This window comes from Streptomyces sp. NPDC005496 (assembly GCF_042872045.1).
Lineage (GTDB): Bacteria > Actinomycetota > Actinomycetes > Streptomycetales > Streptomycetaceae > Streptomyces.
The window spans coordinates 41,289-67,539 of sequence record NZ_JBIAJQ010000010.1 but is presented as its reverse complement, the minus strand read 5'-3'; the positions used below and the strand labels follow the sequence as shown (position 1 = coordinate 67,539).

27 protein-coding genes and 4 pseudogenes are annotated in these 26,251 nt (G+C 66.9%); 16 read left to right on the top strand and 15 right to left on the bottom strand.

The window, feature by feature from the left end:
* Positions 1-18 precede the first annotated feature (18 nt).
* The 3 genes and pseudogenes from ACFYQQ_RS28440 to ACFYQQ_RS28430 all read right to left on the bottom strand — a co-directional run bounded on the left by ACFYQQ_RS28440 (position 19) and on the right by ACFYQQ_RS28430 (position 730).
* Entirely contained in the window at positions 19-330 is a 312-nt protein-coding gene (locus ACFYQQ_RS28440) for a transposase (RefSeq protein ID WP_355779061.1), read from the bottom strand.
* 98 nt (positions 331-428) lie between these two features.
* A pseudogene (locus ACFYQQ_RS28435) lies at positions 429-521 on the bottom strand (IS5/IS1182 family transposase); the annotation flags it as partial.
* On the bottom strand, positions 518-730 hold the full coding sequence (locus ACFYQQ_RS28430; RefSeq protein ID WP_355779064.1) for a transposase: 213 nt from the start codon (positions 728-730) through the stop codon (positions 518-520). The pseudogene ACFYQQ_RS28435 and the gene ACFYQQ_RS28430, both read right to left, overlap by 4 nt.
* A 355-nt stretch (positions 731-1,085) precedes the next feature.
* Here ACFYQQ_RS28430 and ACFYQQ_RS28425 point away from each other — a divergent pair, with 355 nt between their 5' ends.
* Together ACFYQQ_RS28425 and ACFYQQ_RS28420 are read left to right on the top strand one after the other, a co-directional pair.
* Complete coding sequence (locus tag ACFYQQ_RS28425) at positions 1,086-1,925, top strand: IS5 family transposase (RefSeq protein ID WP_355779067.1); 840 nt, start codon at positions 1,086-1,088, stop codon at positions 1,923-1,925.
* 262 nt (positions 1,926-2,187) lie between these two features.
* Positions 2,188-3,027, top strand: coding sequence for an IS5 family transposase (locus ACFYQQ_RS28420; protein WP_355779067.1), 840 nt, complete (start codon positions 2,188-2,190; stop codon positions 3,025-3,027).
* Positions 3,028-3,468: 441 nt separating this feature from the next.
* Here ACFYQQ_RS28420 and ACFYQQ_RS28415 read toward each other — a convergent pair whose 3' ends face one another.
* Positions 3,469-3,792, bottom strand: a complete 324-nt coding sequence (locus ACFYQQ_RS28415; protein WP_355779070.1) for a hypothetical protein — start codon at positions 3,790-3,792, stop codon at positions 3,469-3,471.
* A gap of 268 nt (positions 3,793-4,060) precedes the next feature.
* On the opposite strand from ACFYQQ_RS28415, the gene ctaD reads away from it, so the two are divergent.
* The 4 genes from ctaD to ACFYQQ_RS28395 all read left to right on the top strand — a co-directional run bounded on the left by ctaD (position 4,061) and on the right by ACFYQQ_RS28395 (position 7,052).
* A complete protein-coding gene (ctaD, locus tag ACFYQQ_RS28410; protein WP_355779073.1) occupies positions 4,061-5,758 on the top strand; it encodes a cytochrome c oxidase subunit I in 1,698 nt (565 codons plus the stop codon).
* Positions 5,759-5,764: 6 nt separating this feature from the next.
* Positions 5,765-6,124, top strand: a complete 360-nt coding sequence (locus ACFYQQ_RS28405) for a hypothetical protein (RefSeq protein ID WP_355779076.1) — start codon at positions 5,765-5,767, stop codon at positions 6,122-6,124.
* A 107-nt stretch (positions 6,125-6,231) separates the two neighbouring features.
* Complete coding sequence (locus tag ACFYQQ_RS28400; protein WP_355779079.1) at positions 6,232-6,747, top strand: hypothetical protein; 516 nt, start codon at positions 6,232-6,234, stop codon at positions 6,745-6,747.
* Positions 6,744-7,052, top strand: coding sequence for a hypothetical protein (locus ACFYQQ_RS28395; protein ID WP_355779082.1), 309 nt, complete (start codon positions 6,744-6,746; stop codon positions 7,050-7,052). Before ACFYQQ_RS28400 ends, ACFYQQ_RS28395 begins: the two co-directional genes overlap by 4 nt.
* A 97-nt stretch (positions 7,053-7,149) precedes the next feature.
* Here the strand turns inward: ACFYQQ_RS28395 and ACFYQQ_RS28390 are convergent.
* Positions 7,150-7,486: pseudogene (locus tag ACFYQQ_RS28390) on the bottom strand (transposase); the annotation flags it as partial.
* Between ACFYQQ_RS28390 and ACFYQQ_RS28385 the strand changes: the two are divergent.
* Positions 7,394-7,873, top strand: coding sequence for an STAS domain-containing protein (locus tag ACFYQQ_RS28385; RefSeq protein ID WP_388905514.1), 480 nt, complete (start codon positions 7,394-7,396; stop codon positions 7,871-7,873). The pseudogene ACFYQQ_RS28390 and the gene ACFYQQ_RS28385 sit on opposite strands and share 93 nt — an antisense overlap.
* Before the next feature lie 309 nt (positions 7,874-8,182).
* Here the strand turns inward: ACFYQQ_RS28385 and ACFYQQ_RS28380 are convergent, their stop codons facing one another.
* Both ACFYQQ_RS28380 and ACFYQQ_RS28375 read right to left on the bottom strand, forming a co-directional pair.
* A complete protein-coding gene (locus tag ACFYQQ_RS28380; RefSeq protein WP_355787385.1) occupies positions 8,183-8,515 on the bottom strand; it encodes a hypothetical protein in 333 nt (110 codons plus the stop codon).
* On the bottom strand, positions 8,500-8,967 hold the full coding sequence (locus ACFYQQ_RS28375; protein WP_355787388.1) for a hypothetical protein: 468 nt from the start codon (positions 8,965-8,967) through the stop codon (positions 8,500-8,502). Before ACFYQQ_RS28375 ends, ACFYQQ_RS28380 begins: the two co-directional genes overlap by 16 nt.
* Positions 8,968-9,424: 457 nt before the next feature.
* On the opposite strand from ACFYQQ_RS28375, the gene ACFYQQ_RS28370 reads away from it, so the two are divergent.
* Positions 9,425-10,468 (top strand): SGNH/GDSL hydrolase family protein, encoded by a 1,044-nt coding sequence (locus tag ACFYQQ_RS28370; RefSeq protein ID WP_355787391.1) that lies wholly within the window; start codon positions 9,425-9,427, stop codon positions 10,466-10,468.
* A gap of 351 nt (positions 10,469-10,819) precedes the next feature.
* On the opposite strand, the gene ACFYQQ_RS28365 is transcribed toward ACFYQQ_RS28370, so the two are convergent.
* Positions 10,820-11,278, bottom strand: coding sequence for a helix-turn-helix domain-containing protein (locus ACFYQQ_RS28365; protein WP_355787400.1), 459 nt, complete (start codon positions 11,276-11,278; stop codon positions 10,820-10,822).
* 108 nt (positions 11,279-11,386) lie between these two features.
* On the opposite strand from ACFYQQ_RS28365, the gene ACFYQQ_RS28360 reads away from it, so the two are divergent.
* Complete coding sequence (locus ACFYQQ_RS28360; RefSeq protein WP_355787394.1) at positions 11,387-12,601, top strand: MFS transporter; 1,215 nt, start codon at positions 11,387-11,389, stop codon at positions 12,599-12,601.
* A gap of 581 nt (positions 12,602-13,182) precedes the next feature.
* On the opposite strand, the gene ACFYQQ_RS28355 is transcribed toward ACFYQQ_RS28360, so the two are convergent.
* The 3 genes from ACFYQQ_RS28355 to ACFYQQ_RS28345 form a co-directional block, all read right to left on the bottom strand.
* Complete coding sequence (locus ACFYQQ_RS28355) at positions 13,183-13,806, bottom strand: TetR/AcrR family transcriptional regulator (protein ID WP_356240102.1); 624 nt, start codon at positions 13,804-13,806, stop codon at positions 13,183-13,185.
* A gap of 145 nt (positions 13,807-13,951) precedes the next feature.
* Complete coding sequence (locus ACFYQQ_RS28350; RefSeq protein WP_356240099.1) at positions 13,952-14,833, bottom strand: helix-turn-helix transcriptional regulator; 882 nt, start codon at positions 14,831-14,833, stop codon at positions 13,952-13,954.
* Positions 14,834-15,061: 228 nt separating this feature from the next.
* Positions 15,062-15,823, bottom strand: coding sequence for an SDR family oxidoreductase (locus ACFYQQ_RS28345; RefSeq protein WP_355796148.1), 762 nt, complete (start codon positions 15,821-15,823; stop codon positions 15,062-15,064).
* Between the two features lie 911 nt (positions 15,824-16,734).
* On the opposite strand from ACFYQQ_RS28345, the pseudogene ACFYQQ_RS28340 reads away from it, so the two are divergent.
* The 4 genes and pseudogenes from ACFYQQ_RS28340 to ACFYQQ_RS28325 all read left to right on the top strand — a co-directional run.
* Positions 16,735-16,959, top strand: a pseudogene (locus tag ACFYQQ_RS28340) (magnesium transporter CorA); the annotation flags it as partial.
* A gap of 719 nt (positions 16,960-17,678) precedes the next feature.
* Entirely contained in the window at positions 17,679-18,290 is a 612-nt protein-coding gene (locus ACFYQQ_RS28335; RefSeq protein ID WP_355779373.1) for a hypothetical protein, read from the top strand.
* Between the two features lie 64 nt (positions 18,291-18,354).
* On the top strand, positions 18,355-18,699 hold the full coding sequence (locus ACFYQQ_RS28330; protein ID WP_355779376.1) for a phage holin family protein: 345 nt from the start codon (positions 18,355-18,357) through the stop codon (positions 18,697-18,699).
* Complete coding sequence (locus ACFYQQ_RS28325) at positions 18,675-19,355, top strand: DUF3618 domain-containing protein (RefSeq protein WP_356240096.1); 681 nt, start codon at positions 18,675-18,677, stop codon at positions 19,353-19,355. The genes ACFYQQ_RS28330 and ACFYQQ_RS28325 overlap by 25 nt, the downstream gene beginning before the upstream one ends.
* Positions 19,356-19,709: 354 nt before the next feature.
* Here ACFYQQ_RS28325 and ACFYQQ_RS28320 read toward each other — a convergent pair whose 3' ends face one another.
* Together ACFYQQ_RS28320 and ACFYQQ_RS28315 are read right to left on the bottom strand one after the other, a co-directional pair.
* Positions 19,710-20,786, bottom strand: a complete 1,077-nt coding sequence (locus ACFYQQ_RS28320; protein ID WP_355779381.1) for an NlpC/P60 family protein — start codon at positions 20,784-20,786, stop codon at positions 19,710-19,712.
* Positions 20,787-20,803: 17 nt separating this feature from the next.
* Positions 20,804-21,121: pseudogene (locus ACFYQQ_RS28315) on the bottom strand (hypothetical protein); the annotation flags it as partial.
* Positions 21,122-21,370: 249 nt separating this feature from the next.
* Between ACFYQQ_RS28315 and ACFYQQ_RS28310 the strand changes: the two are divergent.
* Both ACFYQQ_RS28310 and ACFYQQ_RS28305 read left to right on the top strand, forming a co-directional pair.
* Positions 21,371-21,718, top strand: coding sequence for an HNH endonuclease family protein (locus tag ACFYQQ_RS28310; RefSeq protein WP_355779384.1), 348 nt, complete (start codon positions 21,371-21,373; stop codon positions 21,716-21,718).
* A gap of 422 nt (positions 21,719-22,140) precedes the next feature.
* Positions 22,141-22,290: a YaaC family protein gene (locus ACFYQQ_RS28305; protein ID WP_355779386.1), complete on the top strand. Its 150-nt coding sequence runs from the start codon at positions 22,141-22,143 to the stop codon at positions 22,288-22,290.
* A 55-nt stretch (positions 22,291-22,345) separates the two neighbouring features.
* Here ACFYQQ_RS28305 and ACFYQQ_RS28300 read toward each other — a convergent pair whose 3' ends face one another.
* Positions 22,346-22,600 carry a hypothetical protein gene (locus ACFYQQ_RS28300; protein WP_355779389.1) on the bottom strand — a complete coding sequence of 85 codons (255 nt, stop codon included), beginning with the start codon at positions 22,598-22,600 and terminating at the stop codon, positions 22,346-22,348.
* 496 nt (positions 22,601-23,096) lie between these two features.
* Here ACFYQQ_RS28300 and ACFYQQ_RS28295 point away from each other — a divergent pair, with 496 nt between their 5' ends.
* On the top strand, positions 23,097-23,450 hold the full coding sequence (locus tag ACFYQQ_RS28295) for a hypothetical protein (RefSeq protein WP_355779392.1): 354 nt from the start codon (positions 23,097-23,099) through the stop codon (positions 23,448-23,450).
* On the opposite strand, the gene ACFYQQ_RS28290 is transcribed toward ACFYQQ_RS28295, so the two are convergent.
* A complete protein-coding gene (locus ACFYQQ_RS28290) occupies positions 23,440-26,013 on the bottom strand; it encodes an aminotransferase class III-fold pyridoxal phosphate-dependent enzyme (RefSeq protein ID WP_355779395.1) in 2,574 nt (857 codons plus the stop codon). The two genes, ACFYQQ_RS28295 and ACFYQQ_RS28290, sit on opposite strands and share 11 nt — an antisense overlap.
* Between the last annotated feature and the right edge of the window lie 238 nt (positions 26,014-26,251).

The following is a 26,251-nucleotide window of genomic DNA, read 5'->3' as shown; positions in this document are numbered from 1 at the left end:
AGAGCATCTGATCAGACTTCACGCTGACAGTGGGATGTCCGTTTCGATTCGCCAGGTTGGTGTGGATTCTCCGGTCAGTTCGCGGGACATTTTGTTAGCCATGGCCCAGTGGATCATCGCTCTCGATCTCTGCGGGAGGGCCTCGTAGTCTCGGGTTAGGCGGCGGTGCTGCACCAGCCAGCCGAAGGTCCGCTCGATCACCCACCGTTTCGGCAGCGGTTTGAACCCCTTCGCCCGCGGTCGCTGCACCACCTCGACATCGATGCCCAGACCGGCGCCACGGTTGAGGACGTTGTTCTGGTAACCGCCGTCGGCCCAGACCTTTGACACGCTGGGATGCGCCCCGGCCAGGTCGCCGAGCAGGAGCTGCCGCCGGTGGTGTCGTGGCCATTCGCGGCGGTAACCAGGACAACCAATACAAGACCCAGCGTGTCGGTGATCAGGTGCCGTTTGCGACCTTTGATCTTCTTGCCGGCCTCAATGCCCTGGCTGGTCTCGGCGACATTTGCCGAGGTCCTCACGCTCTGCGCGTCCACCTGGCCGCGGTCGGCTCCGCAAGGCGGCCATGGAATCGGCGGGTCTTGTCGCGTAACAGGTCGTGGACCTGCTGGGTGGTGCCGTCGGCTTCCCACTTCGCGTAGTAGTCATAGACGGTCTTGTGTGGCGGGAAGTCGTGCGGCAGGTACTCCCACGGGATGCCGGTGCGGTTCACGTAGAGGATCGCGTTCACGATCTCTAGCGGGCGTCGGACACGTCACTGCGGTACGGACGACGAGCAATCACGCCTGATCCAACGACCGCAAACGACGCCAGTCACAAAACCATCCCAGAACACCAACTACCTAGATCAGATGCTCTCTAAGAGGGCGTTTATGCAGGTCAAACCCTATATGCGGCTCTCGCCCCTGCCCTGCTTTGAGGGTCTTCATCCCATAGGCAGCGAATGACGCTCTCCAGGGCGGATGCTCGGCCATCCGTCTCGTTCGCTTCTGTACCTGGAAGTCCGTCTGGTTTGAAGTTGCCGCGGAATCGCCCAGTGAACAGCGGAACCGAGCCCTCCGCCTTGCCCATGATCACGCTACGCCGTGAGCGAGCGCAAGCCGTACCCCAGCGACCTGTCCGACGCCCGATGGGCCCTGATCGAGCCGACGTTGACGGCCTGGAGAAAGGCCCGACTCGACCGCAGACCAACCGGACAGCCGGCCAAGGTCGATTTACGGGACGTCTTCAACGCGATCCTCTACGTGAACCGCACCGGAATCCCCTGGAAATACCTCCCGCACGACTTCCCGAACCACGGCACCGTCTACGCCTACTACGCCGCCTGGCGCGACGAGGGAATCTTCGCCCAGCTCAACTATGACCTGACCGGACTGGCGCGCGTGAAGGAGGGGCGCAAGCCCGAGCCGACCGCATCCGTGATTGACACCCAGAGCGTGAAGACTTCCACCAACGTGCCCGTGACCAGCCAGGGAACGGACGCCGCGAAGAAGATCGTCGGCCGGAAGCGCGGCATCCTCACCGACACGATCGGCCTCCTCCTCGCCGTGACCGTCACCGCCGCCGGCCTGTCAGAGAATGCCCTGGGAATCCGCCTCCTCGACCAGGCGAAGGAGACGTACCCGACCATCACCAAGAGCTGGGTCGATACCGGCTTCAAGAACGCCGTCGTCGAACACGGCGCCACCCTCGGAATCGACGTCGAAGTCGTCAACCGGAATCCGGAGACCCGTGGCTTTCAGGTCGTGAAAAGGCGCTGGGTGGTGGAGCGGAGTATCGGTTGGATCATGATGCACCGCCGCCTCGCCCGCGACTACGAGACCCTCACCGCCAGCTCCGAGGCCATGATCCACATCGCCTCGATCGACAACCTCGCCAGGCGCATAACGGACGAGACGACACCCACGTGGCGAGGAACGTACTAGGACGTAAATGGCAATCTGCCCACTTCAAACGCCCTCTAAGAGGGCGTTTATGCAGGTCAAACCCTATATGCGGCTCTCGCCCCTGCCCTGCTTTGAGGGTCTTCATCCCATAGGCAGCGAATGACGCTCTCCAGGGCGGATGCTCGGCCATCCGTCTCGTTCGCTTCTGTACCTGGAAGTCCGTCTGGTTTGAAGTTGCCGCGGAATCGCCCAGTGAACAGCGGAACCGAGCCCTCCGCCTTGCCCATGATCACGCTACGCCGTGAGCGAGCGCAAGCCGTACCCCAGCGACCTGTCCGACGCCCGATGGGCCCTGATCGAGCCGACGTTGACGGCCTGGAGAAAGGCCCGACTCGACCGCAGACCAACCGGACAGCCGGCCAAGGTCGATTTACGGGACGTCTTCAACGCGATCCTCTACGTGAACCGCACCGGAATCCCCTGGAAATACCTCCCGCACGACTTCCCGAACCACGGCACCGTCTACGCCTACTACGCCGCCTGGCGCGACGAGGGAATCTTCGCCCAGCTCAACTATGACCTGACCGGACTGGCGCGCGTGAAGGAGGGGCGCAAGCCCGAGCCGACCGCATCCGTGATTGACACCCAGAGCGTGAAGACTTCCACCAACGTGCCCGTGACCAGCCAGGGAACGGACGCCGCGAAGAAGATCGTCGGCCGGAAGCGCGGCATCCTCACCGACACGATCGGCCTCCTCCTCGCCGTGACCGTCACCGCCGCCGGCCTGTCAGAGAATGCCCTGGGAATCCGCCTCCTCGACCAGGCGAAGGAGACGTACCCGACCATCACCAAGAGCTGGGTCGATACCGGCTTCAAGAACGCCGTCGTCGAACACGGCGCCACCCTCGGAATCGACGTCGAAGTCGTCAACCGGAATCCGGAGACCCGTGGCTTTCAGGTCGTGAAAAGGCGCTGGGTGGTGGAGCGGAGTATCGGTTGGATCATGATGCACCGCCGCCTCGCCCGCGACTACGAGACCCTCACCGCCAGCTCCGAGGCCATGATCCACATCGCCTCGATCGACAACCTCGCCAGGCGCATAACGGACGAGACGACACCCACGTGGCGAGGAACGTACTAGGACGTAAATGGCAATCTGCCCACTTCAAACGCCCTCTAAGGCACGGGCTACTGACGGCTGTCACAGCGACTTCGGCCTTGGGGACCGGAACCCGGTGGGGCACGGCCTCCACCCCTGTCATGCTCACGGACCGTACGATGATCATGTGACTGCCCGTCGACCGCTTGGCGCCGGTCCTGAAGCGTCCGCGATTCGCGCCGCTCAGGCCGATCTGCATACGTCTCTGCCCGGAGCCCGTCTCACCAACATCGAAGAGATGCGAGCCCGCGGTGTCCTGGGAAAGCACGCCGTAGTCCCCTCAGGGCCTCGCCGCACCTTGGGAGCCGGCGGGGGATCGGGCCAAGGGGCAGCCTCGGGTTGACCGCAACAGCGCGTTGGAGGCCACGGCTGTAGTCGCACTGCACGGCCGCGGCCTCTGCCCTCAACCACTGGGCCGCCCAGTCAGTGCGGGGCGGGTCGGACTCTGAGGCCGTTATTTTCGGGTGCCGGTTCGACGGTGTGGCCAAGCTGGGTGAGCAGCCCAATCAATGCGGCTTCAATGACGTCGCGCATGCTGTCGCCCGCCGCGGGTTCGTTGGCGGAGCTGCGGGACTGGTCGGCCAGTGCCTCGAACCCGTGCGAGGCGGTCCAGCTCACCATGACGCCTGCTGCGTCTTCCTGTACCCGCAAGCCGGGGCGTCCTGACTCGGCGTCGTTGACGACGGTGAAGCCGGCAGTTTCCAGGGCACGGCGGATCTGCGCGGCGAATTCGAGGGAGGGCGGCACGGCTGCGCGCCTTCCCAGTCTTGGAAGAATCATGCGGGCTGCTTGGTCACAGCTGTCACTTCAGCATCGCTTTCGACACACATCGCCGTAACGGTGTTGCGGTGAAGAACCAGGAGGGGCTGATCAGCGGTTGTTGGGGGAGGGGGAGAGGGCGGGTGGGGATACGCAGCTTGCTGTTGTCGCGTGGCATGCGTGCGCCGGTCTACCTGGTGCGACATTGTGGTCGGTTGCGAGTAGATAGTTCTCTATTGTCCAACTAGGGGATGCAATGGCCGCAGTGACGGAATCGACGGCCCCGGTGCCTGTGGCGGGGCGGGGCAGAGGTCAGGTGGTCGTGTCGTGGCTGACCACCACGGATCACAAGAAGATCGGGCATCTGTACCTGATCACATCGTTCGCGTTCTTCCTGTTCGCGGGCGTGCTGGCGCTGCTGCTGCGGGCCGAACTGGCCCGGCCGGGCCTGCAGATCCTTTCCTCTGAGCAGTACAACCAGACGTTCACGCTGCACGGCACGATGATGCTGCTGCTGTTCGCGACTCCGACCTTCGCCGGTTTCGCCAACGCGATCATGCCGTTGCAGATCGGTGCGCCCGATGTGGCCTTCCCGCGGCTGAACATGCTGGCGTACTGGTTGTTCCTGTTCGGCGGGCTCATTGTCCTCGGGAGTCTGCTGACTACCCAGGGCACGGCCGACTTCGGGTGGACGGCCTACACCCCGCTCAGCGGAGGGGAGCGCACTCCCTATGTCGGCGGTGACATGTGGATCATGGGGTTGGCGTTCTCGGGGTTCGGCACGATCCTGGGCGCGGTCAACTTCATCACCACGATCATCTGCATGCGCGCGCCCGGTATGACGATGTTCAGGATGCCGATCTTCACCTGGAACGTGCTCTTGACCTCCGTCCTCGTCCTACTGGCGTTCCCCGTACTCGCGGCCGCGCTGCTCGTACTGGAGGCTGATCGCCGTTTCGGGGCGCAGGTCTTCAACCCCGAGAACGGCGGAGCGATCCTGTGGCAGCACCTGTTCTGGTTCTTCGGCCACCCCGAGGTCTACATCCTGGCCCTGCCGTTCTTCGGCGTCGTCACCGAGATCTTCCCCGTATTCTCCCGCAAGCCGATCTTCGGCTACGTGGGTCTCGTCGGCGCGACCATGGCGATCACGGGTCTGTCAGTGGTCGTGTGGGCACACCACATGTTCGCCACGGGAGCGGTGCTGCTGCCGTTCTTCTCCTTCATGACGTACCTGATCGCGGTGCCCACGGGAGTGAAGTTCTTCAACTGGATCGGCACGATCTGGAAGGGCTCGCTCAGTTTCGAGACGCCCATGCTGTGGGCGACGGGCTTTTTGGTCACGTTCCTGTTCGGCGGGCTGACAGGTGTCCTGCTTGGCTCGCCCCCCATCGACTGGCACGTCACCGACAGTTATTTCGTCGTCGCGCATTTCCACTACGTGCTGTTCGGGACGATCGTCTTCGCCATGTTCGCCGGATTCCACTTCTGGTGGCCGAAGATGACCGGAACCATGCTCGACGAACGCCTGGGGAAGATCCACTTCTGGACGCTGTTCGTCGGGTTCCACACGACGTTCCTGGTGCAGCACTGGCTCGGCGCGGAGGGCATGCCCCGCCGGTACGCCGACTACCTGGCCGCCGACGGTTTCACCACCCTGAACACGATCTCGTCCATCGGCTCCTTCCTGCTGGGCCTGTCCACCCTGCCGTTCCTGTACAACGTGTGGAAGACCGCCAAGTACGGCAAGCGGATCGACGTCGACGACCCGTGGGGCTACGGCCGTTCGCTGGAATGGGCCACCTCCTGCCCGCCGCCCCGCCACAACTTCGTCACCCTGCCCAAGATTCGCTCCGACTCTCCGGCATTCGACCTGCACCATCCCCCCATGGCGTCACTGGACCAGAAGGAGTACACCGGACAGCGTGACGCCATCGACCCTGACGCGCAGAGCTGACTGCTGATGACTGAGCACGCGCCGGAGCCGTTGCCGCAGTCCGCGGCGGCGGGCGTCAACGAGATTGAAGGCTTCCTGCTGCTGCAGGCCGAGTACGACGTCGCCCAGCGTGACGCCCAGTACTTCACCGAGCGCATGCCCTGGCTCACCACCGCCCAGGCAGAGGACGTCGCCCGTCAGTATCTGGCCGAACGCACCCGGCTAACCGAGCAGACGCTCAGCACCATCGTGCGACGTACCCGCCAGCTGCGGGACGATTACGAGGCCCGATACGCACTCCTGCAGGCGAGAACGTTGAAGCTGAGCGCCGCAGCCCTATGTGCGGCGCTGCTATGGACATCCGGCCTCACCACATGGATGTACTGATCTACAAGCAGCTCAAAGAAACGGCATGCCCGGACCCTGGGGCGCGTGGCGTGCCTTTCACCAGGTGGCCTGGTGATGACCGGCCGGCGCCGGGTACCCGGCGCCGCATGGTGAAGCAAGCGGTGTGGCAGGGACTGATCGCGGGAGCGGTCGGCGCGGCAGCAATGACACTCGCAGAGAAGGCGGAGCAGCGTCTGACCGGGCGCCCCGACTCCTATGTTCCGGGCCGGACCATGAAACGGTTGACCGGCTTGCCCGAAAAGGCAGCACCAGTGGCTTCGAACTGGGCCATGCACGTCGGCCAAGCCGCAGCAATGGGCATCCTGCGATCGGTCATGGCCCACGCAGGTCTGCGCGGAGCGCTGTCCTCGGGCAAGTTCACGGTCGTGCGCCTGACCACTGACCAGATCCTGGAGAACGCCACCGGTGTCGGGGCACCGCCGCAGACCTGGCCACGCGCAGAACTTCTCATTGATGTCCTGCACAAAACCGTCTACGGGTTCGCCACCGGCGCCGTCGCCGATGCCCTTGCCGCCCGGTCCGGCCCGGGACCGGGTCAGCGTCATGCTGCCATCAAGCCTGGACGGCACACCGGAGTCGGTCCTGTGGCCGGCCGGTCATGAGTCGCGTCAAGCAGTACGCGGTCGCCGCCTCCGGGCAGTGGACCGATGAGGAAGTGGGCCGGCGCCGGCTGCCCGCCGGAGAGGTTCATGCCTGGGAGCAAGGCATGAACCAGACCGTCTGTGGGCTTTCTCTGAGCCGTTCCCAGCTCTTTCGCTTTGCGCATGTCGCCTGGGTGGACACCTTCCCGGAGTCCGGTGGCGCCGCAGATCGCGTACAGCGCCAGTGCCCACGCTGTGCCTCCGTCGCCGGCCGCCGTGGCACCGACGCACGCCCCCGCTGGCACCGCACCAACCCGCGCCCCTGAATTCGGACCTTAAATGACTTCCCAATGAAGATGTAAGCAGCTCTCGTCACTGGTGGTGCTGCTTGATAACACGTCCGTGGCGGATCATGGTTCAGGCCCTTCGACGGGCGAGGGACAGTACGGCCTGCTTGTGTCCTTTCCCTCGGCGCGCTTTCGTTCGTAGTACGCCCGTGAGTCGGGACCCGACCGGAGGCTGGCCATGGAAGACAGGTAGAAGGCCCGCAGGAGGCCGCGCGGTGGAAGCGGGGAGGCCAACGCATGTTGCCGCTGACGCGACCGGAGTCGCGTGGCACCGGTGACAGGCTGGCGAACGCGGCCAGGCAGTCTGCCGTGCCGAAGGCATGCATGTCACCGCCGGTGGTGGCGATGAAGGTAACTCCGAGCATGGCGCCCATGCCGGGCAGACTGCGGATTACGTCGGCGTGCGGGTGCCAGCCGGTGCGCTGCTGCCGCCTGACAGGAAGAGGGGATGGCGTGAATGCCTCCCGCCTGGACATTTACTGCCACACTGCCGCCGACGGGACTGCGTGATCGAGCTGGCCGGGGAGATCGACTTCAATACCGTCTGCCGTCTCCGCGAGGCCTTCGCCGACTGCAACGCCGCTTCGGGCCATCGGACAGTAGTGGACTTCAGTGGTGTGACCTTCATGGATTCCAGCAGCGCCAACGTGCTGGTGGGCATGAAGCGTGCCGCGCCGGTGGGCGGCGGCTGGATCCGGCTGGCAGGCGTGCCCGCAGATGTCCACGAGGTCTTGCACATCGTCGGCCTGGACGACGTCCTGCCTCTTTACCCCACAATCAACGTCGCATTGTCGGCCTGAACCGAGGACCGCAGGCGCCGGCAGGCCCCGCGGGCAGCGGACAGCGTGAGGGCCCGGAGCCTGGAGCGGCTCCGGGCCCTCATAGTGCGTACGAGAGCAGCGAGAAGAGTAAGGGCGCGTACGCCTGCGCTGTGTTTCCAGCTGTCTACTCACCAGCGCAGCAACTGCGCGGGCGCTGGCCGCGAATGCTGTGAAGACGGCGCCTGCGTCAGCCAATTGACGCCGACGGGGTATGCCAAGGTCGGCTTCGCCTCGCTGATGGCCTGAGCACCGGGCCTGAACTGACCCAGCTGCACCTCTACTTGTGCCTCAGTAGTCGGTGAGGTCCACGATCACGTCGCAGTGTGGGTCGGCGGAGGGCTGATGCAGGCGCTCGTTGGCCAGAAACGCCGGAGATACCAGGGAGGCGAGCAGGCCAGGGCCTGTATTGCTGACCAGGACGTCCACGCCGTATGTGCGGTCCCACTCGGGCGAACGGAAATAGAGGCGCATGCGGTCGCCGCCGGTGATGATCGCGCCGATGAGCAGCGGCTTCCAGGGCACGTGCGTGGTGATGAAGAATCGCACGAGATCGAAGAGATGGCCGGTGGCCGTCTCCTCCGTGCCAGGTTCGGGTTCGGCTGAATTCACATGCGAGCCCATGCGGGACACGTGTTCCTCGGTTGGTTGTGGCAGTAGGCCGTAATGACGCCGATCTTCTGACCTCGCCCGGCATCGTAGTGGCCATCCGTCGTCTTGCGCGTGTACTGCGCGACGACGTTGTACTTCACCTGCCGCGGTCTTGGGCCTGTCTCGATGACTACCCCGTCGTATTCCGGGTGACCGTGATGGTCGTTGCGGTCCACACGTCCGTGAAGGGCCGCTGCCAGAGAGGAGAACTTTTTGATGTTGTGGCGGCGGGTGAAGTGGTACCAGCCCAGGTCCGAGTTCCCGTAGCGGGTGACGATGTGCCTGCCTTCCGGATCGTTGGTCTGGCACTTGACCCGCTTGTCCCACGGATGCGGTACCTCGGGCATCGGAACTGCACCGGCAGTTCCCGACATCAAGGAAGCGGCGCCCACCGTTGCGGCAGCCAGTGTCGCGATCTTCTTCATGGAAGTGATCGCATCATCGCGAGCCGGATACCCAACAGGCACCTATCGGACAAAACGAGACTGGGTGCCGGCTGCTCGTCTCCACGGCCGCTCGTGTGAGATTGAGCCGCCGGGCGAGAAGCGGCGGTGGTGGTCGACGTGCCGGACTTGCTGCTGGCAGTGCCCGTGGTGACGGCGGTCTTCGAGTACCGAGGTGCCGGCCGCGCACCGCCAAGAGGCCCTATGAAGGCCGAGGTGGCCGCCCCGCGCATTCACCGTGGAGGCCGGGCCTCAGCGCAATACGGGCGGGTGGTTTACCCAGCACGCGAGGCAGGAGGCCCTGTGCCCTCCCCTATTTTCGGAGCGTAGTCAAACGACTACTCAGAGCGAGGTGGGGCTAGGGGTGCGTTCGACACGTACACGCCGATGGCGGCCTTCACCTCGACAACTCCCGTTGGTCGCTAGCCCTGGAGGATTCATGCGACACCCGGTCTCCCGCCTGCGCACGAAAGCCCTGGCCGTCGGGCTCGCGTTGGCGGTGTCCGCGCTCGTGCCCTCGCTGCCCGCCGGTGCGGCCGATCAGTACGAGTGGGCCGCTCTCGGCGACTCATACACCGCCGGCGGCTTCGTCGGTGATCCGCAGCCCGCTCTGGGTGATGCGTCGCGGGACGGATGTGACCGCACCAGCGACGCCTACCCCGGCGTTGTCGAACGGGAACTCGACGAGTTCCCGCCAGGCAAGTACGTCCACCTAACCAACGTCAGCTGCGGCAACGCCACCATCGCCGACATCGCCGACGCCAAGCAGACGCCGATCAGCCCGGTCCAGCCCCCCGCCGCCGGCTGGCCTGCGGTGGACACGCAGATCCAGCGGGCGAAGCTCAACGACCAGACGGACGTCCTCACCATCGGCGTCGGCGGCAACAGCCTGCCCTTCGGCGGCATGCTCCTCAAGTGCCTCGAACTGGGCGCGACGCCAGGCAAGTCCTGCCGCGAGTACTACACCAGTCCTCCCGAGGGGGAGGAGAGCATCCAGGACAAGCTCGCCCGGGTCCAGGACGAGTACATCCAGATGCTGGCCAAAGTGCACGAAGCCGCGCCCAACGCCAAGGTGATCACGGTCGGCTACCCGGCCGTCCTGCCGGAGGAAGGCAGCGACTGCAACCGCCCCGCCCTCACCGAACTGGGCTCGATCAAGCACGCCGACGTCGACTGGCTCCGTGACGACGTCCTCAAGCGGCTCAACAACACGATCCAGCGGGTCACTTCGTTCTTCGGCGACTCCTACGTCGACGTCTACTCCTCCAGCGTGGGCCACGACGCCTGCCAGAGTGCGGACACCAAATGGGTTGAGGGCATCTGCGGCGATGCCGCGGACTACTGGCCCGCCAAGCTCGCCGGCACGCTCCTGAACTGCGGTCTCATCGGCAAGCGTGTCACCCTGGTCCACCCCAACGCCGCAGGACACGAGAACACCGCCGTCCACGTCGAACGAGCCATCCGCACCGCCCTCCTGAACTGACCGACCGGCCGGCGTCAGGGCCCCGGCACCCGCGCGAAAAGCGCGGCCCGGGGCACCCCGGCCCGGTGAGCATCACATGGGTCGGTCGGTGGAGGGTGCTGCGGCCAGGAGTGGCTGCGGGCGCCGGATGTCGCGATGATGGGCAGAACGGCCGACGCTTGGCCGGGGCGGCAACGCCGTACGCCACGCGACGCGACCACGGATGGGATCGCGCTGGTCGCCACCGCCTCGCGAAGCGAGGAGGCACGCAGCCTGCTTCGACAGGCCTGCGATGCTGCCGCACCACTCGCGGTCGTCTCGACACTGATGGGTCGTAGGACCGCTGGGGATGTCAGATGGCCTTCCTTGTGGTCAGCGATTGTGCAGCACAGAGGTCGTATCGATGTCCACGGGCCTGCCGTGCGCGTCGGTGGGGTGCAGCTCTGGGAGCGGAAGACCGCTTTCATCAACGAGAACTGAGTGAGTTTCACCTGGCGCGAAGGCGTGCCGTTGCCCCCATTGGCGCGCAGCCACGATGAGGGTGAAGAGGTCTCGGCCTGCCTCTGTGAGGACGTAGTTCTGTCGCCGCCCTGTCGGGGCGGCCTGCCGATCGAGGATTCCTCGTTCGACCAGGCGTCTCAAGCGGTCGGTGAGGATGTTCCGTGCGATTCCGGTGCGGTGCTGGAAGTCGGTGAACGCGCGCGCGCCGTCCATCGCGTCGCGAATGATCAGCAGGCTCCATCGATCTCCGACCAGGTCGAGCGTGCGTGCGACGGGGCAGGCGGGGTCGGTCCAGGGCATCCCATCGGCGCGTAGCGCTGTGCGAGGCATCACTGCTCCTGAAGAGTTGCGGATCGAAACCATTCTGCCGTACCTTCATTTTGGTTGCAATTTGCTACTCATTGGGGTGCGTCGGTGAGTCTTACGTTTGGCCTAAGGATGCTGTTCGCCGTGATCTGCGCGGTCGCGGTCGCGACGATGTATGGGGCGCAGCCTGTACTGGCCCAGATCGGCGGAGACCTGGGCCTGCCGGAAGCCGACCTGGGATGGATCGTCACCGCCGGACAGCTCGGCTACCTGATCGGTTTGGCCCTTCTTGTCCCTCTCGGGGACATGTTCGATCGGCGCAAGCTCATTGCCGGGCATCTTTTCCTCGCCGCGGTCGGCATGGCTCTGGCCGCAGTCGCTGCCCAGCTATGGCTCCTGCTTGCCGGGCTTGCTCTAACGAGCTTGTTTGCGGTTGTCGTTCAGACCACAGTCGCCTTCGCCGCCGACCTGTCCCCAGCGGCGGAACGCGGCCGCACACTCGGCGCCGTCACATCTGGCGTCATCATCGGCATTCTCGGAGCGCGCGTACTCGCAGGCAGTCTCGCTGCGCTCTGGGGATGGCGAAGCATCTACGTGGTGTTCGCCGTCCTCCTCATCGCGCTCACCGGCTTCGCCCTGAAGCTCCTGCCGTCCGACCCACGCGACGTCCGGGCCACGTATGGTGCAGTGCTGATCTCGCTCGGTCGCCTGTTCCGTGAGCGCGTGTTCGTCTCGCGTGGACTGATTGCATTCTTCCTGTTTGCTTCCTTTGGCGTGCTGTGGAGCGGTCTGGCTCTGCCGCTCACAGCCGGGCCGTGGCACCTGAGCACGGCCCAGATCGGTCTCTTCGGGATTGCCGGGCTCGCCGGGGCCCTAGGCGCCTCCCGAGCCGGGCAGGGGGCTGACGCGGGCCACGCCAACGTCATCACGGGCGGCGCACTTGCACTCCTGGCGGCGTCATGGCTGGCGACCGGACAGGCGTCCTGGTCGCTCTGGCCAGTCATCATCGGCGTGATTGTTCTCGACTTCGCGGTGCAGGCAGTACACGTCAGCAGTCAACACCTGCTCACGGCCGCATACCCGCACCAGACGAGCAGCGTCATAGGCGGCTACATGCTCTTCTACTCCTTCGGCTCCGCCGTCGGGGCAACCGGCACCACCGCTGTGTACTCCGTCGCGGGGTGGGCCGGATCAAGCCTTCTCGGCGCCGCCTTCGCCTTCTGCGCACTCATTGTCTGGGCCGTCAACCGACACGCGGCGGCCGACGCGCGGCAAGACGTACTTGTGCAGCTACCTCATCCCGACCCGCCTAGCCCCCGCCGACAAGGAAGGCGAATCAGTACATGACCTATCCGAACGCACCGCTGTCCATATAGGGCAGACGCCGATTGATCGTGCGGTGCAGGTCACGACCGATCGCTCACGTAGCCGCAGAAAATGCGCCTCGTGGGACTCCATACCGTCGCGGATGACAGCGCTCCAGAAGCGAAGGACCGCTCTTGGGGGTTCGTCGGTTGCTGGTGTATTCGGACGGTCCCGGGGTGGTCTGACCTGCAAGATCCACCTGGCTTACGGTTCTGTCCGCCACTGCCAACCGGGTTTCCGTCGTGTGGTCGGGCAGCACGTCAAGACGTCGTGCGCTGGCGTGGTATCTCCGCCGAAGTCGAATGCCGTGATCGCAGATCTGGCGTATGGCACATGAGCGTCATGTGTGACAAGTCGACCTTCGCCCCTCGACGATGCCGGATGGCCCACGAGCTGCCTGCGTCTTCACGAGCGCGGCTGCGGGCTTCGTTCGGCGTGGTGTCCACGTAGGTGAAGATGTGCACACCGGCCGCGCCGTCGTCGGGAACGAGCGGAACGCTGACTTCCCACCAATGCATAGCTGCCTCCAGGAGATGTGTGCTCCGCGTATGGCTCAGGTCCGGTCACGTGCCGGCGTACGGGCTGCCGTGTGTCAGCAGTGCCCAGAGCGCATCGCGGGCGATGATCATTTCTTCGCGAGAGGGGGAATAGCCTGCCGTGCGCCCCTTGCTCAGGCCCACGTACGAGCCGAAGACCATAAGCCGCAGTAGCTGGGGGTTCACGGGAGGAAACAGCCCAAGACGCTGGCCTGCGCGAACGAGGCCGTGGGCGAACTCCTCGACTTCCCGTGTGATGTCCAGGGCGTTCTGGTCGAGGAAGGGGGCGTGCTGCTGATGCTCGAGGAAGATCAGCATCAGGGTCTGCTCCTCGGCGAAATCCGTCAGGTTCCGCCAGAGGATGTCGAACAGGGCGCGCATCTCGGCCTCGTCGGCCGGGAGGGTCGTCGGCATGGACCGGCGTAGGTAAGTGAGGAACACCCGCTTGGCATTGCCGTACACGTCATTGGCCAGAGCTTCCTTGCTCGGCCAGTACCGATACAGGGTGCCCTGTGCCACCCCCGCGTGCTTGGCGATTCCGGGGACGCGTGCTCCTGCGAACGTCTGAGCGGCAAAGACTTCGAGTGCGGCATCCATGATCTCTTCCCGTGTCGATCTGCCAACCTCGCGGGTGCCCTCACTCGTAGCCATGAATGAATGGTCATTCACACCTACCCGAATGTCAACAAGTGCGACATGATGACCTATGCGCGAGATGTTCAGTTATGGGCGTGCGTGACCCGGTGCCATCCGTGGTCCGGTGTGGATCTGGCCCCGATCCCATGCTTCCGGCTCGTCAGTCGGTCGAGGGGCGGGCGCCGTTGGCTGTGGGGGCGGCGGTCCATGCAAGCAGCATGCGGAGGGCGTCGTGGGACGAGGTGTGCGGCTGGGCCGCATACGTGATCAGTGCCTGGCCGGGGTCGTCCACGGCGCGCAGGGTCTCGTAGGTCAGTTCCAGGTCGCCGACCAACGGGTGGTGGAATCTCTTGATGCCCGAGGTCTTGTCCTGGACCGGGTGCTCTGCCCACCAGCGGCGGAAGTCTGCGCTCCGCAACGACAGCTCCCCGATCAACTGTGCCAATCGCGGGTCGCTGGGGTCGTTCCTTCCCGCCTCCAGGTGGAGGTAGGCCACGTTCTCGCGGGCACAGGAGGGCCAGTCCGCGTACAGCTCACGCGACGCCGGGTCGAGGAAGGTGATCCGAGCGATGTTGCGCTCGGCCGGGTCGATGGCGGCGTAGTCGCCGAAGAGAGCGACCGCTGCCGGATTCCAGGCCAGGATGTCCATGTGCCGCCCCATCACCATGGCCGGCACGTCCTTCAGCTCGTCCAGCAGCCGCTGGAGCATCGGCCGCACGCGCTGTCGGCCGGCCTGGTGCCCGCGCGCCGGACGGGCGGCGTGTCGCGATCGGGCCAGCTGGTGCAGGTGGCGCCACTCGTCGTCGTTCAGCCGCAGTGCGCGGGCGAGGGCGTCGAGCACGGCGTCCGAGGGGTTGGCGACGCGGCCTTGTTCCATCCGGGTGTAGTAGTCGACGCTGACGCCGGCGAGCTTGGCGAGCTCCTCGCGTCGCAGGCCGGCGACCCGGCGCGTGCCGCCGAAATCCGGCAGGGCCACGTCCTGCGGGTGCAGGCCGGCGCGGCGTGTCCGGAGGAAGTCGCTCAGGCTGGTCGCGGTGTTCATACGCCGAGTGTGGCCGATGCCGGGGGTGTGGGGGGGGGGCCCCCCCCCGGGCCCCCCCCCCCCCCCCCCGGGGGGGGGGGGGGGGGCGGGGGCCCCCGGCCCCCCCCCCCCCCACCCCCTGGTGAGAAGGCGGGGATCGCGGTCACCATGGCCGCAGCCGACAGCGCCGCTGTCCCTGTGGGTCGGTGACGGGCGGCCCGAGGCGGCCCCGGGCTGTGACCCGGACGGTCAGGCCTGGCGGGTCGGCAGAACGACCGAGTGGCGCAGGTTGACGTGCCGGCGACGGCTGACGGTGTACGCGATGAGGTCAGCGATGTCCTCGGCGGTGAGGGCGGGGATCGCGTCGAACATCCCACCGAGCTGATCGCGCAGTTCCGGGTTATCGATGTGCCCACCGAGTTCGGTGTCGGTCAGGCCCGGCTCGATGGTGCTGACCCGGACATCGCGCGGGCCCAGCTCGGTGCGCAGTGCTGCGGACAGCTGGGTGAGGGCGGCCTTGGTGGCTCCGTACACGGCGTAATCGGGGAAAAGTACGTGAGAGGCGATGGAAGAGACGTTGACGAGGTCGGCAGTGCAGCCGTCGGCGGCGGCCGCAGTGAGGTCGGGAGTGAACGCGCGGATGACGCGCAGGGCACCGGTGAAGTTGGTGTCGATCATGCGGGTCCACTCGTCGAGCCGACCCTCGGCGAGGGGGTTGGGCAGCATCACACCGGCGTTGTTGACCACCAGGTCAACACGGCCGTAGGCATCGTGCACGGCCTCGGCGGCGGCGTCGACGGAGGCCTGGTCGGTGACGTCGGCGGTGACGGCGAGGGCCTGGCCTCCGGCAGCCGTGAGCTCGGCGGCCAGCGCGTCCAGCCGGTCGGTACGCCGGGCGAGCAGTGCGACACGGGCGCCACCCGCGGAGAGCAGGCGAGCGGTGGCGGTGCCCATACCGCTGGCCGCACCGGTGACTACGGCGGTGCGGGTGGCGAGGGCGGGGTAACTCATGGAGGCTCCTGGGTCTGCTGCGTGAGCCGGTCTTCGTGGACCGGCCTGGTGCGGTGGGCGGATGCGGACCACTCTGCATCCGGCGGAAAGGGCCGACCAGACCCTGCTGTTCCCTGGGAGAGCCAGTGCCACCCTGGTCCGGACCGCATGGAAACGACGTGGTTGAGGGTGCCGGAGGCGAGGGTGATCTGCTCCTCGTCGAGGATCCCCCGGACAGGCCGCCTCGGCGGGCTCGGGACCGCTCCGGCGGCATCGGTGAGGCGGTCGCACGCCGCGCCAGCCCGTTCGGGGGCGCATGAATACGGCCGGGTCCTCAGACGCTGCGGCGGATCCGGGCGGCCTTGCGGGCCTCGAAGGACTCGCCCTGTTCCTCGAGGGCGCGGTCGTCCCCGACCCCGAGGCCACCCTGGACGCCCCGCAGTGGGGAATTGGCGCAGCGGACCTGTCCACGAGTTCAGCGCCGCCTGACGTCCGAGCGGCGGCGGCAGCCTGGCAGGTTGTCCTGCCCGGCCCGCGGCGACCACTCCCCAGGGCGTGGAAACACGCGCCACAGTCCTTGAGCCTGTCGCGCGGGTGGGTAATGAACCGGATGGCGCCCTGTGACGCCTTGGCGTATCGCGGCGAGCTGCTACGCGGGCGGGCGGCTACGGCGCGCGAACGGGCTGGAGTGCGTCGTGGAGTTGCCGGCCTGGACGGGGGAGGAGCCGCTGGCCCCTCGAGGGCGAAGTCGGCGTCGAGGCGGGGCTCGACAGCACCATGAGTACGTGACCGACACGATTACCGGACCACGTCCGGTGACGCTACGCCCGGCCTGCCTGATGAGTGCCGACACCCTCGGCGCGGGCAGGGGCTGACAGCCCCAATACCGCCACCTGGCACACTGGCCGGGTTCCGGCGAAGGAGTACTCCGCATGTCGATGGTCGGCAATCTGCGCAAAGTCGCGCGCCTCGCGCGGCGGGGACGGCGCGTGGACCTCAGCAACCCGGCCCGCTCCCCGCTCGGCTCCACGGTCGTCAACTGCGTCGTCTACCGCGACGGCCTCCGCCAGAAGGCCGCTCCCACCGTCGAGGAATCCGTCGCCCGGGTGCGCGAGCGAGGCCACGGCTTCGTCTGGCTCGGCCTGCACGAGCCCACGCTCTTCAACGCACCACCCAGTCAACCGTGCACCCCGAGCCGGGCCCAGGAACTTCCCGCCCCTTCCGAGGCCCGGCCTGCACCAGCGGCACGCCACCACCAAGGACCCTGCGCGGGCTCTAGGTTGTGGGTGGCGGCTTCGATCCGCTCTGGGGGGGCAGGCTGTCCCGGTTGAGGTGCATCGGGAGCCAGTGGGCAAGCGCACCGTTGCCGCGGTGATGCTGGCGGACGACCCGGGTGGTGACGTCGCCGGCCACCAGCCCTGAACCGAGCCGGGGGTTACCGGGATCCGGCCGGACGCGTAGACCGTTGTGGTCGGGTGCGGTTTCGACGGTGTGGCCGAGCTGGAGGAGCAGGCCGCTGACGGCTGCTTCTGTGATCGCTTGCAAGGAAGACCTGCGCGAAGCCTTCAACCGGTTCGGCCGGGACTGTGACGGAACGATCAGCGTCTCTGACAAGTCCGCCAAATCACCTACTAGGGCTACCGGTGCCTCCTGAGCAGTGCGTGTTGGCTCCAGGCTGTTGTGGGGATCCAGGCCGTTTCGCATGTCAGCCCTCGGATACTCGCAAAGTGTCTCAATCGGTAGATAAGCGTACAGGTGCGGCAAGGTTCCTCCCTGAGTCGAGAGACGACCCGTGGCGAGCGGGAGCAGGCGTCCCCCCGCGGTCTTCCAGCGAAGCTTGAAGGGCTGATCCGCGCCCGGAAAGAGGGTGAGGGCTGTGAGTACTCAGATCGCCGACGGCGGGGCCGGGCGTGCACAGGCGGCCGGACAGACCGCGAAGGAGCAGGCATCGGCTACGGCGGGCCAGGCCAGGGAAGCAGCCGGAGATGTGGCGGGCACTGCGGTCGATCAGGCCAGGACTGTAGCCGACACAGCACGCCGCCAGGCCAAAAGCGCCGGCGGGGATCTCAGAGACCGGGTGACCGAAGAGGTGCAGGGGCAGACGCAGCGGGCGGCCGGGACGATACGCCAGTGGGCGGAGGACCTGTCGGAACTGACACGCGGCGCCCCCGGCGACTCCCCGGCCCGCAGCCTGGTGTCCCAGATGGCCGACGGTGGCCATCGGGCAGCGAATTACCTGGACCAGCACGGCGTGGATGGCATGACCGAGGATGTGAAGGGGTTCGCGCGGCGGCGACCGGGCGTGTTCTTGGCAGGGGCGGCCCTGGCCGGGCTCGCGGCCGGCAGGCTGGTCAAGGCCGGCAGCAAGTCTCAGTCGGGACATGGCACGCCCCAGCGTTCGGCCCCGGTGCAGGAGCAGGCCGCGGTGTCGCCGGAACTGCCCGAGGGCGCTGTGCGGACTGGGCCGCGCGGCTATCCGGAGGTGTGACATGGCATCGATAAGAACGACACCTCGCACTCAGGATCCCTCGGTTGGAGAGCTGGTGTCGAAGGTGGCGTCGGACGTTCAGACCCTCTTCCGGCAGGAGGCGGAACTGGCCAAGGTCGAGATCCGTGCGGAGGCCTCTAAGGCGGGCAAGGCCGCCGGAATGTACGGCGGGGCCGGATTCGGCGGCTACATGGTCGCCCTGTTCGCTTCGCTCGCCGCGATGTACGGCCTGGCCAACGTGATGGACACCGGATGGGCGGCACTGATCGTCACTGCGGCGTGGGCGGTGATCGCGGCAGTGCTGTTCATGATGGGCCGCTCCCGTATGCGGGAGGTGTCCCCCAAGCCGGAACAGACCGTGGAGACCCTGAAGGAGGACGCGCAATGGGCACGTCACCCGACCAAGTGAGAACCGAGATTGAGGCCACCCGCGGGCGCCTGTCGCAAAATGTCGACCGGCTGGCCGACCGCGCCAGCCCGGGACGCATCGTGCGCCGCCGTACCCACCGCATGCGAGGAGCGGTCCGGGGAGCGCGCGAGCGCGTCATGGGCACCGCTTCTGGAACCGCGCAGAGCACCAAGGATCACGGACAGCAAGCCGCGGCGTCCGTCCAGGACAGCGTCGGGCAGGCCACAGACACGATGCGCCAGACGGCCGGTCAGGTCGGCGAAGCGGTCGCCAGCGCCCCGGAGCAGGTCGCCCGCCAGACGCAGGGCAACCCCCTGGCGGCCGGTCTGATCGCGTTCGGCGCCGGGCTGCTCACCGCCTCGCTCCTGCCCGGCTCGCAGGCCGAGGAGCAGGCAGTTTCCCAGCTCTCCGAGAACGCCTCCGGCGTGATAGAGCCCGTGAAGCAGGCAGCGATGGAGTCCGCCCAGCAGGTGAAGCAGGACGCCACGGAGGTGGCGAAGCAGGCCACCCAGGAGGTCAAGGACAGCGCCGCGGAAGCTGCCCGCACGACCAAGGAAGCCGCCAGCGACCAGGCCGGGCAGGTCACGCAGCAGGCCCGGCAGGCCGCTGGGCAGGTGGCCGACGAGACCCGACAGCAGTCACCTGGCGCCCTGTGACCTGCAGTGTCCGCCGCCGCGCCGCCCGCGCGCGGTGCGGCGGCACCGATCAAAAAAGAGGTGGGCCATGGCCCGCCACCGCACAGAGCCAGACGGACGTCCGATCCGGACCGGTCCGCGACCGCACCGGCTCAGAAGCCGACCGATCTGTCCAAAGGGTCCTGGAAAGGCGCCCTCAAGCGGACTCCGCCCCGCATCCTCTGCGGCAATTTGCCAGGAACTGTGCTCAGCCCCTGTGCAGGCGTCGGTTGGTACCCGCTGGGCGTTGACCATGTGCTCGTCAGCCTCGTTGCGCAGACGGCGCGGAGGCCTGGTTGCCCCTGGGGCCTTGGCGCTGCGGCGGGCGGGTCGCGGTCAGAGTCGTTTGGCGCTGCGCAGGGTTTTGGCGTAGTAGCCGTTGCCGTCCAGTCGTGAGACGCCGCCGACGTCGCCGATGGTCGGGCCGTTGACCTCCTCGCGGCTGGAAATGAAGATCAGGTGGCCTTCGGTGTCGTAGCCGAGCACGATGCCTACGTGGTCGAGGCGGTTCTTGGTGCGGGTGTCCAGCTTGAAGAAGACGAGGTCGCCGGGTTGGAGTTGGTCGATCGCCGAGGGGCGGTCTGCGGGACTCACGCCGCTGAGTGGGAGGACGTCGACACCTTCGTCGGAGCGGGCCATGCCGTTGGCGGTGCGGGGGAGTCCGTCGCCGGAGGTGTCGGAGGACATCAGCGGGTAGCGGGTGCGGTAGCCGAGGACCATCCGTACGAAGCCCGAGCAGTCCAGGGACTTGGCGCGCACGGGCTCTGGGGTGCCGGTCTGGCCGTCCCGGAAGGGATAGGGCAGGCCGAGGTAGTCGTAGAAGTCGGACTGCTCCAGGCGCAGGTCGCCCCCCTCGGCGCCGGTGGTGTTCAGCGGCCCGAAGTTGGCGTCACCGGCGTACGCCGTGCCTTGCCCGTCCTTCTTCTGCGGGGCGCCGGCCACGTACTGGAAGGCGGTGGCGAACAGGTCGTCTTTTTTGCTGTTCTCGTACTCGGCGTACCAGGTGGTGAACCACTTGGCGTCCTGGGCGCCCTTCTTCCAAGGCTCGGGCATCAACCGCACCCAGTCCGTGGTGGAAACCTTGGAGGAGGTCGAGGCCGGCTCGGCGAAGGTGCGGGCCGGGCCGGTGAGGGTGGCCAGGCGCGCCCCGTCGGTGAAAACCGCCCTGATCTGGCCGTCAGAGCCGCGCAGCACCGAGCGCGCGGGGTTCTCCAGCCGGGACCACTTCGCCTCGCCCTGGTCCTTGGCGGAAGGGGAGTTCTTGTCGCCGTCCAGGACGCCGACGTTGCGTACCTGGGTCACCCCGGGCGCTTCTTTCTTGCGCAGCTCCAGGGTGAGGTAGCCGGAGGTCGCGGCGAGCGTCAGCACCACCAGAGCGGAGACGACGGGCCGTGACTTCTTCTTCCCTGCCATCGGGTACTCCTTGGTTGTCAGACGGTGGGCATGACGCCGAGCAGCAGCCCGGCGGCGACGACGATGTAGGCCATCAGGGAGACCGTGCCGGTGGCCAGCAAGGTTGCGCCCTTGGGCTGGCGCTGCGCGCTGGACGTCCTCGATCAGCGTCAGGGCGAGCCACCCCGGAGTGATCATGCCGCCGGGGGAGAGGTTGGTAGGTAGGCGATCAGGCCCGGCACGATGAAGCCGAGGGTCTGGTTGCCGTAGAGGACGGCGAACAGTCGCTTGCCGTAGAGGATCACCAGCCGCTGCATGATCTTGGTGCCGCCGTAGGTGAGAGCGGTGACGCCGACCGGCCCGCTGGGGGAGGTGGGCGGCACGCTCGCCCTGCCGCTCAAGGACGCGGTCAAGGTGCTGCCCGCCGCCGAAGAGACGCGGGCCGGCTACACGCGGACCTTGTTCAAGCATTGGACGGACGCCGACAGGGACGGGTGCAACACCCGCAAGGAAGTACTGCTGGCCGAGGCGTTCATCGCTCCCGAGCAGGGCGAGCGCTGCGCCCTTTCGGGGGTGAGTGGTACAGCCCTTATGACGACGTCTACGTGGACGCCGCGGGCGGCCTGGACGTCGACCACATGGTGCCGCTCGCCGAAGCCTGGGACTCGGGCGCGGGGACCTGGTCGGCGAAGGAGCGCCAGGCGTACGCGAACGATCTCGGTGACGACCGCGCGCTGATCGCGGTCACCGCCCGCTCCAACCGTTCCAAGGCCGACCAAGACCCGGCGACGTGGCTCCCGCCGCAGGAGGCCTACCGGTGTGCGTATCTGGCGGACTGGGTGGCGGTAAAGATGCGCTGGCAGCTCACCGTGGACGACGCCGAGCGCCAGGCACTCACCAACAAGATGGCCAACTGCCCGAACGAGCCGGTGCGCGTGAAGTTCGCCCGCTGAGCGGCCCAGGCAACCGCCGACGGCGATCTGCCCTTCCCGCGGCCAATGCTGTCCGCACCCGGCGGGTGGACGTGACTCGGGTACCCGGCGACGGCCGCGTCAAGGCAGTCGATGCTGTACACGAAGGCCATTACGACGGGCTCGGCTACCAGGTGCACGCCTGCGAAAACGAAAGCGAAGCGCTCGCACCGAACGTGTACCCGCTGGCACTGAGTCGCGTCCGACGGCCGGTCTGGCTTCCAGGTCGACAGCGGTGCCCCTCGTTCGGGTGTCATTGAGCGGGCCCCGCCAGCCCGATCGGCAGAGAGTCCGATGAGGCGTAGGAGCGGCTGCGGGCCAGCCGCTCCAATCCGCCGGCCAGAGCCAACACCGGCTCCCGCCGCAAGACGTACTCGGCAGCCCTGGAACAGGCTCAGCAACTGTTGCTCGCCCGCTACCAACCTGCGGTCTGGGGAACGCTCATCAGCGTCGACACCAGCCGACACGCGGTCCCGATCGAGCGGCTCCTGGAACGAGCCATGAACCACCTGCCCGTCCTGATCGCGGACGCCATCACCGAAGGGAGCACCTGATCCAGGAGCTTTGGCGGTGGGGCCGGCAGACAGGCCAGCCCGGCCCCACCGCCGGTCAGCCGATCAGCTTGTGCAGCACGGGAACGCTGCCTCCAGCGGTCACCAGGCCCGTCGCGACGGCCGCGGGCACGGACTTGTCGTGAAGGCACATGAGCCCGCCCACGACGAGTCCGATGATGACGGTCGCCGGAAACACCACGGCGGCGTGCACCGACAGCAGCGGGACCTCCGACGACAGCCCCGCGCTGGGCGGGCCGGGCGGTTCGGGTTGGGCGGATACGGAGGAGTGCGGGTGCGGGTCCCGAGCCATCGGGAGTCTCATACGAGGCGGAGGAACAGAGACGGCGGACACCTGTGGTGGTGTCGTCCTCATGGGGGTGGCGCACGTCTCGCGGTCGGCGGTCCTGCGGCTCTCTGCCCGAGAGTCCCTGCAGGGCCTCTGCCCGAGCCCAGGGTGGCATGTTCAGCGTAGCGGCGATCGGCGCGGGTGTAGCCCAGGATGTCTGGCGGGTGGTCATCACAGCTGTCCACACTGTGAGTTCGACATGGCGTGCGGGACAGTGCAGGACTCAGACGCTTGCGTCTCGTCCTGGCGGGCACGACTCCCTCACCCCGTAGGGCCGAAAGGCTGGGCACGGACAGCGACCAGTCGGGGGGAACATTTCAAGACACGGCCAAGGCACGGACAACTCGTCTGGGCCTTGGTCTCGGGCACGCCGGGACCGTGCCGTAAGCCCTTGCGAAAACCGGTGCCGCTGCGGCAGTTCGCCTGCGACCATCGGGCAACGGTTCAACAGCGAGGAACGATGGCTAACTTCCGGCTCGGCTCGAACGACTACGGCGTCAACCTTCGAGCGCAGCAGCACGCCAACGTTTTCCAGGGCTGGGACGTCCACCGGCTTGCTCTGACCTTCGAGGTCACAGCCCATGGCGACTTCACCGAGGACGCCCCGTTCCTCGTCTCTGGCCGTCTCTGGACACATGAGACGCCCAGCTCCGCGAGCTGGATCGGCGTCCTGCACTCCTCGTCGGGGCCGATTGGTCTGAAGCCGTTCGGGACAGTGCTCACGCTGGAGACGACCGTGACGGACCAGCAGTTGCGTGGCCCGGAGAGGCTGCGGGCGGGGTGTGTGGACCACCGGGACTGGTCTACGTCGTGAAGAAGCCGTCCTCGTGCATCTCCTTGATGCTGCTCGCGAATGCGTGGGAGACCTGTTTGAGGTCGTCGTCGGTGTGGGCGGCGCTGAGCATCATCGTGTGCAGTTCGGGCACGTAGACCCCGTATGTGCGCATGTAGTAGGACAGGGCGAGGTTGGCTTTGAAGTTCGATCCGGTGAGCCGGTCCCTGATGAGTCTGGGGGCGGCGTGGTCGAAGGTGATGGAGAAGATGGAGTGTGCGGCTGTGATGGTGGAGGGAATTTTGCGGTCGGCCGCCCGTGCCGTCAGCTCCTGCGCCAGCCAGTCCGTCTTGCGCTGCAGTTCCCGGTAGATGTCGGGGTGCGTTTTCAGGTGGCCGAGTACTGCGGCCCCCGCTGCGGCGGTTACCGAGTTCCCGCTCATGGTTCCGCCGACGAAGGCCTTGCTGTCGAGGTCGAGGTAGGGGTCGCCGGTGGTGCGGGCGACGTCGATGACATCAGGACGTCCGACGACCGCTCCGCAGGGCAGGCCGCCGCCGATGATTTTGCCGAGGCAGGTGAGATCCGGCTCCACACCGACAAGATGCTGGACTCCGCCGTAGTGGACGCGGAAACCGGTGATGACCTCGTCGTAGATGACCAGGATGTTTTCGCGTGCACAGACGTCGCGGAGCTGCTGGAGGAAGGTCCGGTCGAAAGCAGCCGTTGTTACTGGCATGGGTTCGAGGATGACGCACGCCAGCGTCCGCGCGTGCGCGACGATCCGCTCCAGCGACCCCGGGTCGCCGTACTGCAGGACGAGCGTCTCGTCCACGACCGTGCGTTGGATTCCGGCCGAGTTCGCGACCGGCTTGGGGCGGCGCGCGTCGCCGCTGTAGCGGAACAGGGAGCTGACCAGGCTCTGGTCGGAGAATCCGTGGTAGTGGCCCTCGAACTTGGCGACGCGCTGCCTTCCGGTGTGTGCCCGTGCCATCCGCAGCGCCATCTGGACGGCTTCTGTACCGGAGTTGCCGAGGATGACCTTCGAGCCTGGGGTGAAGGCCTCGGCGATCAGTTTCGTCAGATGTAGTTCCGCGGGATTTCCCAGGGCGTTCACGGCGCCGCCGGCGGCCGCCTGCTGGATGGCTCGCACCGTGAGGGGGTGCGCGTATCCGAGGATGTGGGGGCCGTAGCCGCAGGACAGGTCCACGTAGGTGTTGCCGTCGACATCGTGGATGCGCGCCCCGGCGGCCTTGTCGATGACGAGGGGGAAGGCACTGGGCAGGCCGTAGCGGTCGAGGTGGGTGGGGGCGACGAGGTGGCGGGCGGCGTCGCGCCTAGCGGCCATGGAACGGGGGCTCACCCCGCCGATCTCGCGTTCGAACCTCTCACGTACTTCTTCGCTCATGTACGGGGAGAAGAGGTCGGTGAACCGTCGGGCGTTGCGATAGAGGTCGATGTCCGGGTCGGTCAGCGTGACAAATCCCTCGCCCGTGAGCAGGGACAGCGACAGCAGAGAGAACCGGGTGGAGGCGCGGGCGCCGTAGCGGTACAGCAGCCGGGTGGCTTCGTCGAAGAACTCCATGGTGGACCATCGGGACGTCTGTACCTCGAAGTGCCGGCGCAGGATGTCCACCAGCTTCTCCGCGTAGTCCTGGTGGGCCGGACGGAGGCCTTCCGGGTTGGCCACGAAGGTGCGGATGAAGCGGTCCATGGCCAGCTGCCATTGACCGCGGATGCAGGCGTAATAGAACGAGGAGAGGTTCCATTTGTCGTCTGCGGACAGGGACCCGACGAGGCCGAAGTCGAGCAGGACGATCCGGCCGTCGGGGCGGAACATGATGTTTCCGGGGTGGGGGTCTACGTGAAAGCGTCCGTGGAAGAACACCATGCTGTAAAAGACGTCCTGCAGTCGGCGGGCCAGGGATGCTCGCGGATGGCCGGCCTGCTCCGGGTGCAGTCCGCTGACGCCTTCCACGTACTCCATGACCAGGACGTCGTCGGTGCATAGCGCGTCGAAGGTCCGGGGCACGTCCAGGAAGGGATGCTCGCGGAAGTTCTGGGCGATCTCGTTCTGCCGCAGGGCTTCCTGGCGCATGTCGCACTGGCCGACCAGCAGGGGCCGCAGTTCGGCAAAGTGCCCGGGCAGGTCGTACCGGCGCAGCGGCGGGTACAGAGCGTGTCCGGCGGCGAGCAGCTTGTGCAGAGCCCAGGAGCTGACCTGGAGTCGTTGTCTGACCCCGCTCTTGACCACTTTCACGGCGACGACGTCACCGCCGCTGAGAACGGCCCGGTGGACCTGGGCGACGGAACCGACGGCGACCGGCTGCCAGTTGAACGCCCGGAAGGCTTCTCCGACGGGCACGGGCAGTTCACGGTCCAGCGTGATGCGCAGGTCCGCCTCGTCCATGGGCGGGAGTTCGGAGAAGAAGGAGCGGAACTCTTCGGCCGCTGTTCCCGGAAGGAGCCCGGACTGCGTTCCCAGTACCTGCCCCGCCTTCATGTAGAGAGGTCCCATTCGCAGCAGGTAGCTGCGCAGCAGGACCGCGAGGCGGTGCCGTGACTCTTCGTGGCTGCGGCGGACGGTCTTCCCGGTGACCCAGCGCACGATGAAGACGGTCGTCCACCATACGAGCCGACCTGCCTCTGCTGCCGCTCCGGCCGCCAGGCGCAGCCTCCGCCCGCCTGCTCGGCGGGTTCCGGCCGCCGAGGGCTCAGGAGAGTCCGGCGTGTGGCCGGCTGTGTTGGTGACTGCCTTCTGAGTCAGCGGCGGAGGACTGTCGAGGCTGTCTGTAGCGGTGAGGGGGCTGTTGGGGGCGTGGTACACCGCGACGATCCCTACTCTT

Bases quoted from the DNA above. Each gene is read 5' to 3' on its own strand.
- ctaD (WP_355779073.1), top strand. From the start codon at position 4,061: ATGGCCGCAGTGACGGAATCGACGGCCCCGGTGCCTGTGGCGGGGCGG.
- ACFYQQ_RS28405 (WP_355779076.1), top strand. From the start codon at position 5,765: ATGACTGAGCACGCGCCGGAGCCGTTGCCGCAGTCCGCGGCGGCGGGC.
- ACFYQQ_RS28400 (WP_355779079.1), top strand. From the start codon at position 6,232: ATGGTGAAGCAAGCGGTGTGGCAGGGACTGATCGCGGGAGCGGTCGGC.
- ACFYQQ_RS28395 (WP_355779082.1), top strand. From the start codon at position 6,744: ATGAGTCGCGTCAAGCAGTACGCGGTCGCCGCCTCCGGGCAGTGGACC.
- ACFYQQ_RS28385 (WP_388905514.1), top strand. From the start codon at position 7,394: ATGCATGTCACCGCCGGTGGTGGCGATGAAGGTAACTCCGAGCATGGC.
- ACFYQQ_RS28380 (WP_355787385.1), bottom strand. From the start codon at position 8,515: ATGGGCTCGCATGTGAATTCAGCCGAACCCGAACCTGGCACGGAGGAG.
- ACFYQQ_RS28375 (WP_355787388.1), bottom strand. From the start codon at position 8,967: ATGAAGAAGATCGCGACACTGGCTGCCGCAACGGTGGGCGCCGCTTCC.
- ACFYQQ_RS28370 (WP_355787391.1), top strand. From the start codon at position 9,425: ATGCGACACCCGGTCTCCCGCCTGCGCACGAAAGCCCTGGCCGTCGGG.
- ACFYQQ_RS28365 (WP_355787400.1), bottom strand. From the start codon at position 11,278: ATGCCTCGCACAGCGCTACGCGCCGATGGGATGCCCTGGACCGACCCC.
- ACFYQQ_RS28360 (WP_355787394.1), top strand. From the start codon at position 11,387: ATGCTGTTCGCCGTGATCTGCGCGGTCGCGGTCGCGACGATGTATGGG.
- ACFYQQ_RS28355 (WP_356240102.1), bottom strand. From the start codon at position 13,806: ATGGCTACGAGTGAGGGCACCCGCGAGGTTGGCAGATCGACACGGGAA.
- ACFYQQ_RS28350 (WP_356240099.1), bottom strand. From the start codon at position 14,833: ATGAACACCGCGACCAGCCTGAGCGACTTCCTCCGGACACGCCGCGCC.
- ACFYQQ_RS28345 (WP_355796148.1), bottom strand. From the start codon at position 15,823: ATGAGTTACCCCGCCCTCGCCACCCGCACCGCCGTAGTCACCGGTGCG.
- ACFYQQ_RS28325 (WP_356240096.1), top strand. From the start codon at position 18,675: ATGGGCACGTCACCCGACCAAGTGAGAACCGAGATTGAGGCCACCCGC.
- ACFYQQ_RS28320 (WP_355779381.1), bottom strand. From the start codon at position 20,786: ATGGCAGGGAAGAAGAAGTCACGGCCCGTCGTCTCCGCTCTGGTGGTG.
- ACFYQQ_RS28300 (WP_355779389.1), bottom strand. From the start codon at position 22,600: ATGGCTCGGGACCCGCACCCGCACTCCTCCGTATCCGCCCAACCCGAA.
- ACFYQQ_RS28295 (WP_355779392.1), top strand. From the start codon at position 23,097: ATGGCTAACTTCCGGCTCGGCTCGAACGACTACGGCGTCAACCTTCGA.